Source organism: Paraburkholderia sp. RCC_158 (genome assembly GCF_041355255.1).
Lineage (GTDB): Bacteria > Pseudomonadota > Gammaproteobacteria > Burkholderiales > Burkholderiaceae > Paraburkholderia > Paraburkholderia graminis.
Map to the genome: position 1 here is coordinate 166365 of NZ_JBFUPM010000011.1, position 16180 is coordinate 182544.

Genomic DNA, 16180 nt, shown 5'->3' on the forward strand with positions numbered 1-16180 from the left:
TTCCTGGCCGGGGCCTGCGCGCCCGGCGTTGAATCATGGTGTCCCAGCAAGGCCTGTTTGCCCCCGAGCCCGTTACCCTGTTTAGCGACAACGAAGGCGGAATGCGTTATCTGCCCGACCTGGTCCCGCTTGCGCTCGCGCAGCAGTGGTTCGGCGAGGCGCTGAAGAACATCGGCTGGAGCAGCCATCAGCGGATCATGTACGAGCGCGAGGTGGCCGTGCCTCGGCTTATCGCCACGTTCCTGCGCGAATCGGCGGACTTGCCGGCGCCGCTTGGCGAGGCGTTCGAAGCGGTGCGCTCGCTCGTCGGCGCGCCGTTTAACCGCGTGGGTCTGAACCTGTATCGCGACGAACACGACAGCGTCGCGCCGCACAGCGACAAGACGGCGAACCTGGTGCGCGGCGAGCCGATCGCGATCGTATCGCTCGGCGCTGTGCGCCGCATGACGATCCGCCCGAAGAAAGGCCCCGGCCGCGCGGTGCATGTCGACCTCGAGCCGGGTAGCTGTCTGGTGATGAGCTACGCGTCGCAGTTCACGCACGACCACGGCATTCCAAAGCTCGGCGAGCGCGTCGGGCCGCGTATCAGCCTGGCATTTCGCTGCTACAACGGGCCACGGGAGTAGGCACGCCTGCGCGCGCGCAAGCCCCCGCCCGCATCCCCCACCCGATCACACGGCAAAAACGTCCGGATTTTCGAGCAAGGGCACAAACTTACCGCTGCGGCCATCGAGTGCAAGCATCACGCCGCTTTCAATCTGGAAGAGCCAGCCATGCAGTTGCAGCGTCTTGTTCGCGAGCCCGACCGCCACCGACGGATGCGTGCGGATATTAGCCAGTTGGGCCACCACGTTGTCCTTGACCAGCGCGTCGAGACGTTCCGCCGCCGACTCATAGGTGCGGGACGCATTGATCGCCTTCGCGGCATCGGCGTGACGCAGCCAGCCGGCCACCGCCGGCAGATGTTCGAGGTTCGTGTTGCTCGAGATCGCCGTCATCGCGCCGCAATTCGAGTGGCCGCATATCACGATGTCGCGTACGCCGAGCACCGCGACCGCATATTCGACGGTCGCCGACACGCCGCCCGGCTCGGGACCATACGACGGCACGATATTGCCCGCGTTGCGAATCACGAACAGCGCGCCGGGTTCCGACTGCGTCAGCAGTTCGGGCACCACGCGGCTGTCCGAGCACGTCACGAACAGCGCGCTCGGGCTTTGCGCGGCGGACAGGCGCTTGAACAAAGCGCTTTGCTGCGGAAACACGTCGCGTTGAAAGCGGATCAAGCCCTCGATGATTTCCTGCAAGATGTTCTCTCCGATAGTCGAAGGTTCGAAGTTGCGCGGCGCGCAGCGCACAGCCGCTACGGATTCGCGCGACTATACCGCGTTGCCGCGTTGCCACGCGATAGGCATGCGCCGCCGAGGCCGCCGCGCAACACGCCGCGCCAGTGCGACCCGGCGTGTCCTTGCCGCGTCGTCGCGCCGTCAAAGCCGGCGCATTGCCGGCCCAGCTACAACGACCTCACGGCGCCGTCTTGTCGAAATCGCGCGTTTCGAGCTCCACCGATTGCCCGCCGTTTTTTTCGAGCACCCGCTTGGTGGCGTTTTCGATCTGCGCGCGGTTCGCCTCGAACGTGCCCACGAGATCGTGCGCCGACGGCCCGCCGTTGCCGAAATGGTCGTTGAGCGCGTCGAGCGATACGCTGCACCAGACGTCCTTTCCGTCGACATTGGCTTCGAAGGCGACGCGCGCAGCCGCCACCACTTCACGGCGTCCGGTGAATTCGATCCTCATAATGATCCTCCATGTGTCGAAAGAATTGCGGGAGTCGCAAGCCTTGTGCCATGACGGCACGCAGCGCTTCACTGCAGCACTACGCTGCGAAGATTCCCTGCAAGGTGCATACTCGCTTTCGGCCGCTCGAACGGCCACGCCGACGTCATAGCGCCGACCGTGCATCATGCATCAGCCAGGCGCCGCCCAGCAGACGCACCCACTATTCTGATACCAACTTCGCCCCATGTCCCGCCATCCGCAATCGTCGCGTCCTTTGGTCATTGCCGCCGTCATGGCTTCGATGGCGATGGTCGCCATCGAAGCCACCATCGTATCCACCGCCATGCCGCAGATCGTCGCACAACTCGGCGATCTGCATCTGTATAGCTGGGTCTTCTCGTCGTTCCTGCTCGCTCAAACGGCGATGACCGTGGTGTTCGGCAAGCTGGCCGATCTCTACGGCCGCAAGCCGATCATGCTGGCCGGCATCGCCATCTTTCTGATCGGCTCCGTGCTCGCGGGCTGCGCGTGGTCGATGCCGGCCATGATCGCATTCCGGCTGATTCAGGGCGTCGGCGCGGGCGCGATCCAGCCGGTCACGCTGACCATCGTCGCGGACCTGTATCCGGCGCGCGAACGCGGCAAGGTGCAAGGTTATCTCGCGAGCGTGTGGGCGATTTCGGCAGTCGTCGGGCCGATGGTCGGCGGCTTCATCATCCACAACATGTCGTGGGCGTGGATCTTCTGGATGAACGTGCCGATCGGCCTCGCGTCGGCTGCTGGCTTCATCGCCTTCCTGCGCGAGGGTGAGCGGCACGCGCGCCCTTCCATCGACTTCGCGGGCGCAGCGCTCTTCATGGCCGCCATCGCCGCGTTGATGACGGCGCTCACCTACGCGGGCGACGACGACCTCGCGCATGCGTCGATGGCCGGCGCGGCGTTCGTCGTGTGCCTGCTGCTGTTCGTGCTGCAGGAGCGCCGCGCCAGGGAGCCGATGATCTCGTTCGCACTGTGGAGCCGCCGCCCGATTGCCGCGTGCAACGGTGCGACCTTGCTCTCCGGCATGATCCTGATGGGCTCGACCACGTTCCTGCCGATGTACGTGCAAGGCGTGCTGAACCGCTCGCCCGTGATCGCCGGCCTCGCGCTGACGATGATGATGGTCGGCTGGCCCGTCGGCGCCACGCTCGCTGCCAAGGTGTTTCACCGCATCGGCCTGCGGCGCATGCTGATCGCCGGCAGTGCGTTCATTCCGGTCGGCGCGGTGCTGCTGCTGTTTCTCGCGCCGGGCGGCTCGCCGCTCGTCGCCGCGTTCGGCTCGCTCATCATGGGCTTCGGCATGGGCACGTCGAGCGTCAGTTGCCTCATCCTGATCCAGGAAATCGTCAAGATGGAGGAGCGCGGCAGCGCCACGGCGTCGAACCTCTTCTCGCGTAATCTCGGCAGCACGCTCGGCGCGACGCTGTTCGGCGCGGTGCTCAACTTCGGGCTGAGTCATTCGGGAGGCAGCGCCGCCGTCCGGTCCGATCAACTGAAAAGCCTGCTGCAAAATCAGGCGGCGAATTTCGGCGGCGGCGACGCGATCCGCATGGTGCTGCATCAATCGCTGCACCTCACGTTCATGTCGATCTTCGCGATTGCGATTTTTGTGGTCGTGCTGCTGACGCTCGTGCCGGCGATCCACATCGGCGCCGAGAAAAAGATGCCGCTGGAAGCGCTGGCGCCGCTGGAAGATTGAGGCTTTGCGATGCGAGCTGCGCGACGGCAAGCCAACGCCGCCGCTTCGCGCCGCCCATGCGCAACGCGTCAGCCCTTCGCGTACAGCGTCGAGTCGGCAAACCCTTCAGCCGCCAGCACGTCGCCGACCAGAATCAACGCGGTGCGCTCGATCTGCGTCGACTGCACCTTGCCGAGAATATCGTCCAGCGTGCCGGTGATCTTTTCTTCGTCCGGCCAGCTCGCGCGATAGATCACCGCGATCGGACACGCGCCGCCGTAATGCGGCCGCAATTCGTCGACGATACGCGCAAGGTGCCGCACGCCCAGGTGAATCGCCATCGTCGCACGATGCCGCGCGAGATCGGCCAGTTGCTCGCCTTCGGGCATCGCGGTTTTCGTCGCGTAGCGCGTGAGAATGAGCGTCTGCGAAACGCCGGGCAACGTCAGCTCGCAACCGAGCGCGGCCGCGCTGGCAGCGGTCGCCGTCACGCCCGGCACGATCTCGTACGGAATCGCCAGTTCGCGCAGTCTGCGAATCTGTTCGCCGATCGCGCCATATAACGACGGATCGCCCGAATGCACGCGCGCCACGTCCTGGCCTTTATCGTGTGCGCGTTTCAGCAAGGCCACGATCTGATCGAGATCGAGCTCAGCGGTGTTGACGACCTCGACCGCCGAATGTCCTTCCAGCACCGCAGCCGGCACCAGCGAACCCGCATACAGAATCACCGGACAACGGCGCACGAGACGCTGCCCTTTCACCGTGATTAGTTCGGGGTCCCCAGGACCCGCGCCGATAAAAAACACAGTCATTCAAAGCTCCATGATTGATGCAGACCATTCAGTGCGACCGAGGCAGCGCTTCGAGCAAACTGGCCGCGCTGTCAAACTCGCGATCCACCGCGGGCAATGACGGCCGGCGCAGCATCACAACCGGCAAGCGGCGCTCGCGTGCGACTTCGAGCTTCGCTTCGGTCGCGCTGCCGCCGCTGTTCTTGCTGACGAGCACGTCGAAGCGTTGCAGCGCGAACAGCGCGCGTTCGCCTTCCAGTGTGAACGGTCCGTGCGCCGCGAGTATGCGAGCGCGTGCGGTGTCCGCGTGCGAGTCCAGACAGCGCACGAACCAGAACTGATGCGCGGGAATCTCGTCAAGATGCGCGAGCGGTTCGCGTCCAAGCGTGAAGAGCGGCCGCGCGAATGGCGCCAGCGCCGCCGTGAGTTCGTCCCAGTCAGCGACCATGCGCCAGTCGTCGCCGGCTTGCGGCTCCCATGCGGGCCGGCGCAGCGCCCAGCACGGCACGCGCGCGGACCTGGCCGCCTGCGCCGCGTTCGCGCTAATTTGCGCCGCGTACGGATGCGTCGCGTCGATCACGAGGCCGATCGCTTCCTGTTCGATATAGCGCTGCATCCCTTCACTGCCGCCGAAGCCGCCCACGCGCACTGCGCAGCACAGATCGTCGGGCACCTTGCCGAGTCCGGCGAGACTGTAGACATCGCGCGCAGCAAGCTGCCGCGCGATCCGCAACGCGTCGCCGGTGCCGCCGAGCAGCAGAACCCGCGTCATCGCGCCGCTCCGATCAGATTGCCCTGGCGGTCGATCGCGAATGTCTCGACGCTCACCTGCGGCGGCACGATCTCGCGCGCCACGCGAAGCGCATGTTCACAGACGATGTCGGCGAGCGGCACCTGTTGCGTATGCGCGAGCGCGACGGCCTGCTGACTCGTGTTGGCCGCGCGAATCGCGGCCTGCAACGCGTCGTCGGCGCCGTGTTCGGCGGCCCATACGGCGAGCCGTTCGAGGTCGATGCTCGAGTTGCGGCTATGCAGATCGAGGTGGCCCGCCGCGAGCTTGCTCAGCTTGCCGAAGCCGCCGCAAATGCTCAGGCGCTCGACCGGCGCGCGCTTCATATGCTTGAGCACCGCGCCGACGAAATCGCCCATTTCGATCAACGCGATGTCGGGCAAGCCGTAATGCGCGCGCATCGCGTCTTCGCTCGCGTTGCCGGTGCAGGCGGCGACATGCGTATAGCCGTTCGCGCGCGCGACGTCGATGCCTTGATGAATCGACGCGATATACGCCGAGCACGAGAACGGGCGCACGATGCCGGTCGTGCCCAGAATCGACAGGCCCCCGAGAATGCCGAGCCGCGGGTTCATCGTCTTGAGCGCGAGCGCTTCGCCGCCCTCGACGCCGATCGTCACTTCGAAGCCGCCGCGATAGCCGTGCTCGGCGGCGAGTTCGGCGAGGTGCGCGGTCATCATCTGACGCGGCACGGGGTTGATCGCGGGCTCGCCGACCGCGAGCGTCAGACCGGCGCGCGTGACGGTGCCCACGCCGGGTCCGGCGCGAAACACCACGCCCGCTTCCGCGACGAGGCGCACGCGCGCGAACACCACGGCGCCGTGCGTGACGTCGGGATCGTCGCCGGCGTCCTTGATCGTGCCGGCCTCGGCGCCGTCGTCGGTCAGGCGGCAGAACACGAGCGGCATCGGCACATGCTGGCCCTTCGGCAACACGATTTCGGCGATGTCGCTGACCACGCCCGCGAGCAGCAGACGCGCCGCCGCCAGCGACGTCGCGGTGGCGCAACTGCCGGTCGTGTAGCCGCTGCGCAGCGGCGCGGGTTGTTCGGGGGTTTCGTCGCGCATCGCGGTCAGGCGGAGCGTTCGGGCTGTGGGCGGCTTGCGGCGCGCTCGGCGCTTGAAGACTTCACCACATCGAGCAAGGTGATCGGCAACGCCTGCCGCCACGTATCGAATCCGCCGAGCGGTTGTGCATCGGCAAGCGCAATGCGCGTCAGCGTGCCGCCATGCTGCTCGCGCCATGCCGCGAGCGCCGCCTCGCCTTGCAAGGTGACAGCGTTGGCGACCAGCCGGCCGCCGTCCCGCAGACTCGCCCAGCACGCGTCGAGTACACCCGGCACCGTCACGCCGCCGCCGATGAACACCGCATCCGGCGTCGGCAGCCCGTTGAGTGCTTCAGGCGCGCGGCCCGCGACGAGTTGCAGCCCCGGCACGCCCAACGCATCGCGATTGTGTTCGATAAAGCGCTGCCGCTCCGCGTGCGCTTCAATGGCAATCGCGCGGCAAGCGGGATGCGCGCGCATCCATTCGATGCCGATCGAGCCGCTGCCCGCGCCCACGTCCCACAGCAATTCGCCGGGCGTCGGCGCGAGGCGCGCGAGCGTGATCGCGCGCACATCGCGTTTGGTCAACTGGCCGTCGTGGCGGAATGCGTCGTCGGGCGAGCCGCAGGTGAGCGGCAGACGCGGCGCGCCATCGGTCGCGCGGCATTCGAGCGCGATCAGGTTCAGCGCGGCAACGTCGCGCGCGGACCACTGATCCGCGCGGCCGTCGATGCGCCGCTCCGCGTCGCCGCCGAGATGTTCGAGCACGGTCATGCGCGTCGCGCCGAAGCCGCGCGCGTTCAGCAGCGCGGCGAGCGCCGCGGGCGTGCCGCCGTCCGCGCTCAACACGAACACGCGCGCGCCGTCACGCAGATGCGCGTTCAGCGTCGGCAGCGGCCGGCCGACCAGCGACACGACGGCCGCATCCTGCAACGGCCAGCCAAGCCGCGCGGCGGCCAGCGACAACGACGAAGGTGCGGGCAGCACGCGCAACTCGTCGGCGGGCAACTGCCGCGCCAGCGTCGCGCCGACGCCGAACAGCATCGGATCGCCGCTCGCCAGCACGCAGACGGAGCGGCCGCGCTCGGCGAGCAACGGCGCGAGATCGAACGGACGCGGCCACGCGGCGCGGCGCGCGGCGAGCCGCGCCGGCAGCATCGACAGATGACGCTCGCCGCCGTAAATCGCCGACGCCTCCAGCAACGCACGCCGCGCGGGCCGTCCCAAACCGGCGAAGCCGTCGTCGCCGATGCCCACTACCGTCAGCCACGCCGGCATGCATCCTTCCTCATGATGTCTCTCAAAACAATGCGCTGCGCCACGCCGGTCAAAGCGTCCAGCCTCGTTGTGCTATCCGAAAAAAGGCATAATACAGCCGCCGGTGCCCTTCGGGGCCTAAGAGGGAACACAGCGGGGAAACCATCGCCGCTGCGGCTGCCCCCGCAACTGTATGCAGCGAGTCCGCCTGCGCTAAGCGCCACTGGTTCGACCGGGAAGGCCGCGACGGACGACGACCTGCGAGCCAGGAGACCTGCCGGCGAGACTGTTCGTGCCAGCCAACATCGGGCGGGGTGTACCGATGCCGCAGCCAAGCCGCTTTATCGCTTGCTCGGGCCGTCGCGCGACGCTAACCGCGGTGTCCGTCTTGAATCGAGCTTCTCCCTCCTCCACTGTGTTGCCTGACGCGGCTTTCGCGCTGCGGCCCTCGGCGTGTCCGGGGCTCCTGCGGATCGTCGCCGCGCGCGACGGCGGCATCTGCCGGATCAAGCTGCCGGGCGGCGAACTGAGCGCGGCTCAGGCCCACGCAATCGCGGATGCGAGCACGCGGCACGCGGCGGGCGTGATTGAGTTGACGAACCGCGCGAATCTGCAACTGCGCGGCGTTCGTGGCGGCGAGGAAGCGGCGTTGATTGCGGCGCTGGTGAATGCGGGGCTTGGGCCTTTGGCGGAGGCTCGTGCTGATGCTCGCGCCGAGGCCGATGCGAACTCTTCCGCCGCCCTCACCGCTTCAGCCGCCGACGACATCCGCAACGTGATGATCAGCCCTGCCGCAGGGCGCGACCCCTCCGCGCTCTTCGACACGAGGCCGCTTTGCGCGACGCTGCTCGCGCTGTTGCAAAGCGACGCGCGTTTCGCGGCGCTGTCGCCGAAATTCGCACTGCTCGTCGACGGCGGCGAGCGTCTTGCGCGGCTCGATCATCCGCATGACGTGTGGCTCGCGGCATCGCAGGATGGTTCCGGCGAGATCCGCTTCGTGTTCGGCCTCGCCGGTTGTCCACCGGTTGCTGCGACGAATTCGGCGACGATTGATGCAGGCGCACTCGCCGCCGTGTTGCCGTCGCAAGTTCCGGCGCTGGTGCGGGCGCTGCTGCATACGTTCCTCGATCTCGCCGCCGACTCCGACACGACCCGCATGCGTCACCTGCTCGCCGCACATTCTGCCGACGCAATCCTGCGACACGCGCAAACCTACGTCGATTTCCCGTTGGCGCGCGACGCAGCGCTCGCCGAGTGGCAACGCAGCACGCCCGCCGATGCCACGCTGCGCGTCGGCGCTCACGCGCAGCGTATCGCGGGAACGTGGCACGTCGGCGGTCAACCGCTGCTCGGCCGCATCGACGCAACCGCGCTGCATGGCCTCGCTTCGCTGGCGCGGCAACACGCGAACGGCGCGCTACGCATCACGCCGTGGCAAAGCGTTCTACTGCCCGACATCGCCACACATGCCGTGCCCGCCGTGCTTGCCGCGCTAAAAACGCTGGGCTTTGCATGCGATCGCAACGACCCCGCTTCACGCCTCATCGCGTGCGCCGGTTCCACCGGCTGTGCAAAAAGTCTCGCGGATACCAAAGCCGACGCGCTCGCGCTCGCGAAGCGCCTGCCCGCCGGCGTCGACGTGCACCTGAGCGGCTGCCCGCGCTCCTGCGCCGCCGCGCATTGCGCGCCGTTCACGCTGCTTGCCGCGGCGCCCGGCCTCTACGATCTTTACCGGCGCGACGCACAGCCGGGTTTCGGCGAATGCGTCGCGCGTCGATTGACAATCGCACAAGCCGCCGACACCCTCGCGCAACTCGCCCAAGCCGAACAGACGCACGCCCAGGACGCACGACCAGAATGCCCGACTCAAATGAGTGATACCGATGCTTGATTACATTCGCGACGGTCAGGAGATCTATCGCCAATCCTTCGCGACGATCCGCGCCGAAGCCGATCTGTCGCGCATCCCCGCCGACCTCGAAAAGCTCGCGGTGCGCGTGATCCACGCGTGCGGGATGGTCGACGTGATCGGCGATCTCGCGTTCTCCCCGAATGCCGGCACGGAGGGGCGCCTCGCGCTCGCGCAGGGCGCGCCGATTCTCTGCGACGCCGGCATGGTCGCGCAAGGCATCACGCGCGCGCGGCTGCCCGCGAACAACGACGTGATCTGCACGCTCACGCACGAAGCGGTGCCGGACCTCGCGCGCGAACTCGGCAACACGCGCTCGGCCGCCGCGCTCGAATTGTGGCGTCCGCGTCTTGCGGGCAGCGTCGTCGTGATCGGCAATGCGCCGACCGCGCTGTTTCATCTGCTCGACATGCTCGATGCCGGCGCGCCGAAACCCGCGCTGATTCTCGGCTTTCCGGTCGGCTTCGTCGGCGCGGCCGAATCAAAAGCCATGCTCGCGGGCGACAGCCGCGGCGTGCCGTATGTCGTCGTGCATGGCCGCCGCGGCGGCAGCGCGATGGCCGCCGCCGCGGTCAACGCGCTGGCGACGGAGGTCGAATGACCGCCGCGCCGCAACGTGCAGGGCGTCTCTTCGGACTCGGCGTGGGTCCGGGCGATCCCGAACTCATCACGCTCAAAGCACTGCGTCTCCTGAAGGCCGCGCCGGTGGTCGCGTACTTCGTCGCGAAGGGCAAGAAGGGCAACGCGTTCAGCATCATCGAGGCGCATTTGCACGACGCGCAGCAGCATCTGCCGCTCGTCTATCCGGTGACAACGGAGGCGCTCGAGCCGCCGCTTTCGTACGAAGCGATCATCGCGGATTTCTACGACACGGCCGCGCAGATCGTCGGCGGACATCTGGACGCGGGGCGCGACGTCGCCGTGATCTGCGAAGGCGATCCGTTTTTCTACGGCTCGTATATGTATCTGCACGACCGGCTCGCCGCGCGCTACGAAAGCGAGGTCGTGCCGGGCGTGTGCTCGATGCTCGGCGGCGCGGCCGTGCTCGGCGCGCCGCTCGTCTATCGGAACCAGAGCCTGTCGGTGCTCTCGGGCGTGCTGCCCGAAGACGAACTGCGCCGCCGTCTCGCCGATGCCGACGCCGCCGTTGTGATGAAACTCGGCCGCAACTTCGACAAGGTGCGGCGCGTGCTCGGCGATCTCGGCCTCGCGCATCGTGCGTTGTACGTCGAGCGCGCGACGATGGGCAATCAGCGCATCGTGCCGCTCGCCGAAGTCGATCCGATGGCGTCGCCGTATTTCTCGCTGCTCGTCGTGCCGGGGGAAAAATGGCAAGGATGATGCCGCCCGCCATCGTGATTCTGGGCGCGGGCGCGTTGGACACGGCGCGGCGCATTCAGGCGCTCACTGCCGGTTCGCAGGTGCATGCGCTGCAAGGACGCGTGCAAGCCGATGTCGCTTTTAGCGAACTCGGCGCGCATCTGCGCGAGCTGTACGCGAGCGGCACGCCGATCATCGCGTTGTGCGCGGCCGGCATCGTGATTCGCTGCGTCGCGCCGCTGTTGTCGAACAAGGGCGCGGAGCCGCCGGTGCTGGCCGTCGCCGAAGACGGCAGCGCGGTCGTGCCGCTGCTCGGCGGCCTTGCCGGCGTCAACGTGATGGCGCGCGACATCGCGGCCGCGCTCGGTGTCTCGCCCGCCATCACGACGAGCGGAGAACTCAGGTTCGGTACGTGCGTGCTGAATCCGCCCGAAGGCTACGCGCTCGCCGATCCAGGCCAAGGCAAGCGCTTCGTGTCGGATCTGCTGGCGGGCGAAAGCACGCGCGTCGAAGGCGACGCGCCGTGGCTCGACGACGCGCAACTGCCGCGTTCCGCATCCGCGCGGCTCGCGATTCGCGTAACACCGCACGCGTGGAATGGGCGCGAGGATGAGCTTGTGATTCATCCACGCAGCGTGGTGGCGGCGGTGGCGTTGGGAGAAGCGTCGGAGATTGTCGCTCGCGTGCGCGCTTCACTTGAGGCGCACGGGCTTGCTCCGCTTTCGCTCGCGGCGCTGGTGGCGTCGTCGGAAGATATGGCGCACGCGGCGTTGGCCGAAGCCGCCGCAAGCCTGAACGTGCCGCTGCGTTTTGTCGAACGTCATTCCGCAGACGCCAATTCACCCGCGAGCCCGCTAGACACGCTCTTAAACGCCGCATTGCGCATCCCTTACGAAACGCTCAACGACGACCACGCCCAAGGCGTCGCACTCGCCCTATCGCCGTTGGCCATCGATCCCCACACGATAGGCCGCGCGCGCGGCCGACTGACGGTGATCGGCCTCGGCCCCGGCAGCGCCGATCTCATGGTGCCCGCCGCCCGGGACGCGCTCGACGAAGCCACCGACATCCTCGGCTACGAGACCTACGTGAAAATGGCCGGCCCGCTGCGCGCCGATCAGCGTGTGCACGCGACCGACAACCGCGAGGAAATGCAGCGCGCGCGCCATGCATTCGAACTCGCGAGCGAGGGACGCTCGGTGGCGATGGTGTCGTCCGGCGACCCCGGCGTGTTCGCGATGGCCGCGGCCGTGCTCGAAGCGCTCGACGCGTCGGACAACAACGCGTGGGCCGCCGTCGAACTCAGCATCGTGCCGGGCGTATCGGCCGCGCTCGCCACCGCCGCGCAAGCGGGTGCGCCGCTCGGCCATGACTTCTGCATGCTGTCGCTGTCGGACAATCTGAAGCCGTGGAGCATCATCGAAAAACGCTTGCGGCATGCAGCGCAAGCGGACCTCGTGATGGCGTTCTACAACCCGATTTCGCGCGCGCGTCCGTGGCAACTCGACAAGGCGCTCGACATCGTGCGTGAATACCGCGCGGCCGATACGCCGGTCGTGCTCGGACGCGACATCGGCAGACCGGGCGGCACGCTGCGCACGGTCACGCTAGCCGAACTGCATTCCGCCGATGTCGACATGCGTACGATGGTGATCGTCGGCTCGTCAACGACGCGCCGCTTTAGCAAAGGCGCGCAATGGGTCTACACGCCGCGCTGGTATCAATGAGCGCGGCCTATAGAGCGTGTAGGAGCAAAAGTCACGCCGCCGCCTTGATATCGTCGATGGCCCGCTGCCTCACGCCCAGGTCGTCCCACAACTCGGGGTGACAGGTGAACACGAGTATCTGATGCCGCGACGCCGCGTCGATCAACGCCCGCTTGATCGCGTCGCGGCGAGCGGCGTCGGTATGCACGGCGGCATCGTCGAGCATGAGCAGCGTCGGCCGGCCCGACGCCTTCAACAGATCGGCGTACGCGAGCCGCGTGAGAATGCCGAGCTGTTCGCGCGTGCCGAAGCTCAACGCGTCGAGCGTATCGGCGCGGCCATAGCGGTCGAGCGTCGCGGGACTCAGATCGTCGCCGAGCGCAATCGTCGATTGCGGGAAAATCCGCTTCAGATAATGGCCGAGGCGCTCGGTCAACGGCGCGCGCAGTTGCGCGACCGCCGCATCGCGTTCGGCGACGAGCACTTCATCGAGCAGACTCAACGCACCGGCGCGCAAGCTCAATTCGTCCTTGCGGCGCGTGGCCTGCTCGATCTTTGCCTCGAGCGCGGCGAGCCGCTCGCCGAGTCCCGATGCACCGACGGTCTCCAACTGGCTGCGCAAATGCGCAATGCGCACCTGCCGCTCATGCTGCTCCTGACGCGCGAGCTGCGCAGACGCGCGATAACGCTGCGCCTCGGCGGCGGGATCGTCCAGACGCGCGGCCTCGAGTTCGCGCTCGCGTCCTTCGCGCTGCTTCGTCAGCGCCTCGACCTGCACGCGCTGTTCGACAATCTTCGCCTGCCATTGCGCGCGGTTGCTGCAAAACGCCGCGTCGCTCAACTGCGCTTCCTTGCGCTGCAACTGAAGCGCGAGCGATTCGGCCGTGGCAATGCCGGTCGAGCGTTTCTCCGCGGCATCGTTCAACAGCTTGCGGGCGCTTTCCAACGCGGCGCGCGCAAGGTCGGCGTTGCGCCGCGCTTCGTCGAGCGGCAACGCCGACGAGACATCGGGCAAGCCCGCGAGCCGTTCGTTCGCGGCCTGCAAGCGCGCACTCGCCGAAGCCGACGCCGCGCGCAACGCGTCGATGCCGTGCGGCGCATGCGCGTCGAGCACCTTCGCGTGACTCGTCTGCTGCGCGACGAGCGCCTTCCACTGCTCATGCCTCTGTTCGGCTTGCGCGAGCGACGCCACGCCGAGCGCCTGCAACGACTGCGCATGCTGCGCTTCGAGCGCCGCGAGTTCGGACAGTCGCGCGGGCAAATCGGAGACGCCGGGAATCACGCGCAGTTCGCCGAGTTCGCCGAGACCAATGCGCTTTTCTTCTTCGAGACGCAGCACGCCCTCGCCGCCGATCCGCGCATCGCCGACCGTAATCGATCCGTTCAACCGGTATTCGATACGCGTCATCGCCGCTTCGGTGCGCGCGCGCAGCACGGTCAACGACGCATCGAGCGAAGCCAGGCGCTTCAGTTTCGTCTCGTCGATTTCGAGCGCGGCCGCGGCGCGTGTCGCTTCGACAAGCGCTTCGTGCGCTTCGCTCGCCGCGCCGATCGCCGCTTCGAGCCGTTCGAGTTCGGCGCGATAAAGACCGATCTGGCTGCGCAAATCCGCGGCGCTCACCGCTGCGTTGGCCAGTTCGAGCGCGCGGTTGGCATCGGCCGAGGCTTGCTCCAGTTGTACGACGCGGCTCGACGCCTGCCCATGTTCGGTCTCGACGGCGGACACATTGGCGCGCGCCGCGTCGAGTTGCTGACGATCGCGCGCGACGGCCGTCTCCAGTTCCACCGCGGCCTGTTCCTGCTGCAGCGACAGCGCGAGTTGCGCCTCGCCGACCTTCAGCGCCTGCACGAGATCCTGCACGCCGCGCTCGAGTTGCACGGCGGCATCGGCGCGCTGTTGCGCGAGCAGCGCCTTCTGCTCGTGAAGCTCCCAGGGCCGCTTGCGTTCCGCGTCGTCGAATGCTTCCTGCTGCGCGGCGAGACGCGCGATGTTTTCGTCGAACTGCTCGCGCTGCCGGACAAGATCGTCGCGTTCGGCGCTCAATGTGCTCAGCGCCGCTTCGGCTTCCGCGAGCGGACCGGTGGACTTCTGCGTGCGCGCGGTCAGCAGTTGCCGAAGCTCGCGCTGCACGACGGCGATCAACGCGTCCTCTCCCGCCGATTCGCGGCTGCCCGACAATTGCGACAACGCATCGCGCAGATACTGCGCCGCGTGTCCCGTCGAATCGCGCATTTCCTGCGTGCCGCCCTGCTGCACCCACAGCAAGCCGGGCACGCCCGCGTTCTCGGCCTTCAGCGGACCGCGCGCGGCGCGCGAAAAGCCGAGCAAGGCCGCGAGCTTGTCTTCCGCTTCGTCCTCGCCGTACACGCTTTGGCCGATCTTCAGTTCGCAGCGCTGACGCGTGACGAACTGCTTCGACAGGCGGCATGCAACGCCGTCCAGATCGAAGCTCACTTCGACGGAAGGCTGCCCGCTCGCCTTGCCCCACGGCAACAGATCCTTCAGGTGCGAAGCCTTATAACGTTCGAGGAACACCGCGCGCACGGCCTCGGCAATCGTGCTCTTACCCGCTTCGTTCGGTCCCACAAAAAGATTGAGTCCGGGCTGAAGGTCGTCGATAAAAAGCCGTCCGGTGAACTGCTTGAATTCCTGTATCGCGATGCTTTGTAGCTTCATGCGGACCTCGCCTCACGCGGCAGTTCACGTTGAAAACGCGCCAGCAGCAACAACGCCTCGGCCGCGCGCCGGACCTGTTGCGGATCGGATTGCGGGTCTTCCTGCAGGCCGCGCAGACGCGCGACCACTTTCGCCAGATAACCACTCTGCGCGCCGAGTTCGGCGAGATCTTCGGTGGTGGGCAGCACTTGCAACGCGCTCATGTCGACGCGCAATGCGCGCACGCGCGCGCGGGTTTCCTCGACGGCGACGTGGAGCGCTTCGGCATCGGCGAGCGCGGCCGTGCCGCTCACCGTGACGCGCAGCACGTCGCTGCCGCTCAGCGTGGCGAGGCGCGCCTTCAATGCGTCGACGTCGGTCGGCACGGAGATCGTTTCATCCCAGCGATGCCACTGATACTGGCCGACCCGCACCGGCTCGACCACGGCTCGCGCGCTTGGCTCGCTCAGGCTCACATCGAGCACGAAGCCCGGATCGTTCGCGCGAAAACGGTCCTGCTCGTGCGTGCCCGCGTACCACGTGCGATCGTCGACGCGAAGGTGGCCATGCCAGTCGCCGAGCGCCAGATAGTCGAGGCGCGCGCTCGCGGCGCGCGTCGGCGAAATGGGATTGGACGAGTCGATGCCTTCCTGCAGGATGCCGCTCACGCTGCCGTGCGCGAGGCCGACGCGGTGATAACCCGGCGGCGTTTCGGCGCTATCGAAGAAGCCAGTGGTGTCGTCGTAAGTGATGCGTTGGGTGAGCGGCGCGCACAGGAGCGCGCAGCGGCAGGCGTCGAGCAACACGACGCCAGGCTCGAGCACGATGCGCACGTTCGGCGGCACGCAGTTCAGGCGCTGCGCGCGCGTCCATACGCTTTCGACGAGCGCCGCGTCGTGATTGCCTGGCAGCATGATCCACGGACCGGCGAACGCCTGCAGCGCGGCGAACAGACGCCGGATCACCGTGTCGGACACGGTTTGCAGATCGAATACGTCGCCGGCCACGAGCACCGCGTCGACCTTGCGCGCGGTCGCTTCGTCCGCGATGCGGCGCACCGTGTCGAAGCGCGCCTGCGCGAGATGCGCGGCCTCGTCCGGCTCGAACTGGCCGAACTGCGTGCCGATCTGCCAGTCCGCGGTGTGCAGAAACCTGATCACTGTGCCTCCATTTGCATTCGATTGCGTTGCCGCATGGCGCGCGCGAT

14 protein-coding genes and 1 riboswitch are annotated in these 16180 nt (G+C 67.4%); of the genes, 6 read left to right on the forward strand and 8 right to left on the reverse strand.

The window, feature by feature from the left end:
- The first annotated feature begins 35 nt into the window (after positions 1-35).
- Positions 36-626, forward strand: coding sequence for an alpha-ketoglutarate-dependent dioxygenase AlkB (locus tag AB6809_RS21840; RefSeq protein ID WP_371027141.1), 591 nt, complete (start codon positions 36-38; stop codon positions 624-626).
- A gap of 45 nt (positions 627-671) precedes the next feature.
- Here the strand turns inward: AB6809_RS21840 and AB6809_RS21845 are convergent, their stop codons facing one another.
- Entirely contained in the window at positions 672-1307 is a 636-nt protein-coding gene (locus tag AB6809_RS21845) for a carbonic anhydrase (RefSeq protein ID WP_006047021.1), read from the reverse strand.
- A gap of 217 nt (positions 1308-1524) precedes the next feature.
- Entirely contained in the window at positions 1525-1797 is a 273-nt protein-coding gene (locus AB6809_RS21850; protein ID WP_371027142.1) for a DUF1488 domain-containing protein, read from the reverse strand.
- A 226-nt stretch (positions 1798-2023) separates the two neighbouring features.
- Between AB6809_RS21850 and AB6809_RS21855 the strand changes: the two genes are divergently transcribed.
- Positions 2024-3517, forward strand: coding sequence for an MDR family MFS transporter (locus AB6809_RS21855; RefSeq protein WP_371027143.1), 1494 nt, complete (start codon positions 2024-2026; stop codon positions 3515-3517).
- Between the two features lie 68 nt (positions 3518-3585).
- Here AB6809_RS21855 and cobM read toward each other — a convergent pair whose 3' ends face one another.
- The 4 genes from cobM to cbiE are packed head-to-tail and all read right to left on the reverse strand — an operon-like array spanning position 3586 to position 7403.
- Positions 3586-4311 carry a precorrin-4 C(11)-methyltransferase gene (gene cobM, locus AB6809_RS21860; protein ID WP_192699005.1) on the reverse strand — a complete coding sequence of 242 codons (726 nt, stop codon included), beginning with the start codon at positions 4309-4311 and terminating at the stop codon, positions 3586-3588.
- A gap of 28 nt (positions 4312-4339) precedes the next feature.
- Positions 4340-5062: a cobalt-precorrin-6A reductase gene (locus AB6809_RS21865; RefSeq protein WP_371027144.1), complete on the reverse strand. Its 723-nt coding sequence runs from the start codon at positions 5060-5062 to the stop codon at positions 4340-4342.
- The gene (locus tag AB6809_RS21870; protein WP_029970560.1) at positions 5059-6147 is read right to left on the reverse strand and encodes a cobalt-precorrin-5B (C(1))-methyltransferase; all 1089 of its coding nucleotides are present in this window, start codon (positions 6145-6147) and stop codon (positions 5059-5061) included. The genes AB6809_RS21865 and AB6809_RS21870 overlap by 4 nt, the downstream gene beginning before the upstream one ends.
- 5 nt (positions 6148-6152) lie before the next feature.
- Positions 6153-7403 (reverse strand): precorrin-6y C5,15-methyltransferase (decarboxylating) subunit CbiE, encoded by a 1251-nt coding sequence (gene cbiE, locus AB6809_RS21875; RefSeq protein WP_371027145.1) that lies wholly within the window; start codon positions 7401-7403, stop codon positions 6153-6155.
- An 84-nt stretch (positions 7404-7487) separates the two neighbouring features.
- Positions 7488-7679, forward strand: a riboswitch (cobalamin riboswitch).
- Positions 7680-7761: 82 nt separating this feature from the next.
- On the opposite strand from cbiE, the gene cobG reads away from it, so the two are divergent.
- The 4 genes from cobG to cobJ are packed head-to-tail and all read left to right on the forward strand — an operon-like array spanning position 7762 to position 12338.
- Positions 7762-9273 (forward strand): precorrin-3B synthase, encoded by a 1512-nt coding sequence (gene cobG / locus AB6809_RS21880; RefSeq protein WP_307259029.1) that lies wholly within the window; start codon positions 7762-7764, stop codon positions 9271-9273.
- Entirely contained in the window at positions 9266-9892 is a 627-nt protein-coding gene (locus AB6809_RS21885; RefSeq protein ID WP_006047013.1) for a precorrin-8X methylmutase, read from the forward strand. Before cobG ends, AB6809_RS21885 begins: the two co-directional genes overlap by 8 nt.
- Entirely contained in the window at positions 9889-10632 is a 744-nt protein-coding gene (locus AB6809_RS21890; RefSeq protein WP_029970557.1) for a precorrin-2 C(20)-methyltransferase, read from the forward strand. The genes AB6809_RS21885 and AB6809_RS21890 overlap by 4 nt, the downstream gene beginning before the upstream one ends.
- Positions 10629-12338, forward strand: a complete 1710-nt coding sequence (gene cobJ, locus AB6809_RS21895; RefSeq protein WP_371027173.1) for a precorrin-3B C(17)-methyltransferase — start codon at positions 10629-10631, stop codon at positions 12336-12338. Before AB6809_RS21890 ends, cobJ begins: the two co-directional genes overlap by 4 nt.
- 31 nt (positions 12339-12369) lie before the next feature.
- On the opposite strand, the gene AB6809_RS21900 is transcribed toward cobJ, so the two are convergent.
- Positions 12370-14994, reverse strand: a complete 2625-nt coding sequence (locus AB6809_RS21900; RefSeq protein ID WP_107709850.1) for an AAA family ATPase — start codon at positions 14992-14994, stop codon at positions 12370-12372.
- Positions 14991-16133, reverse strand: coding sequence for an exonuclease SbcCD subunit D (locus tag AB6809_RS21905; RefSeq protein WP_371027146.1), 1143 nt, complete (start codon positions 16131-16133; stop codon positions 14991-14993). The genes AB6809_RS21900 and AB6809_RS21905 overlap by 4 nt, the downstream gene beginning before the upstream one ends.
- Positions 16134-16180: the final 47 nt, after the last annotated feature.

Excerpts from the sequence above, each read along its gene's own strand:
- AB6809_RS21840 (WP_371027141.1), top strand. The coding sequence starts at position 36 with ATGGTGTCCCAGCAAGGCCTGTTTGCCCCCGAGCCCGTTACCCTGTTT.
- AB6809_RS21855 (WP_371027143.1), top strand. The coding sequence starts at position 2,024 with ATGTCCCGCCATCCGCAATCGTCGCGTCCTTTGGTCATTGCCGCCGTC.
- AB6809_RS21890 (WP_029970557.1), top strand. The coding sequence starts at position 9,889 with ATGACCGCCGCGCCGCAACGTGCAGGGCGTCTCTTCGGACTCGGCGTG.
- cobM (WP_192699005.1), bottom strand. The coding sequence starts at position 4,311 with ATGACTGTGTTTTTTATCGGCGCGGGTCCTGGGGACCCCGAACTAATC.
- AB6809_RS21885 (WP_006047013.1), top strand. The coding sequence starts at position 9,266 with ATGCTTGATTACATTCGCGACGGTCAGGAGATCTATCGCCAATCCTTC.
- AB6809_RS21900 (WP_107709850.1), bottom strand. The coding sequence starts at position 14,994 with ATGAAGCTACAAAGCATCGCGATACAGGAATTCAAGCAGTTCACCGGA.
- AB6809_RS21850 (WP_371027142.1), bottom strand. The coding sequence starts at position 1,797 with ATGAGGATCGAATTCACCGGACGCCGTGAAGTGGTGGCGGCTGCGCGC.
- AB6809_RS21865 (WP_371027144.1), bottom strand. The coding sequence starts at position 5,062 with ATGACGCGGGTTCTGCTGCTCGGCGGCACCGGCGACGCGTTGCGGATC.
- cbiE (WP_371027145.1), bottom strand. The coding sequence starts at position 7,403 with ATGCCGGCGTGGCTGACGGTAGTGGGCATCGGCGACGACGGCTTCGCC.
- cobJ (WP_371027173.1), top strand. The coding sequence starts at position 10,629 with ATGATGCCGCCCGCCATCGTGATTCTGGGCGCGGGCGCGTTGGACACG.
- AB6809_RS21870 (WP_029970560.1), bottom strand. The coding sequence starts at position 6,147 with ATGCGCGACGAAACCCCCGAACAACCCGCGCCGCTGCGCAGCGGCTAC.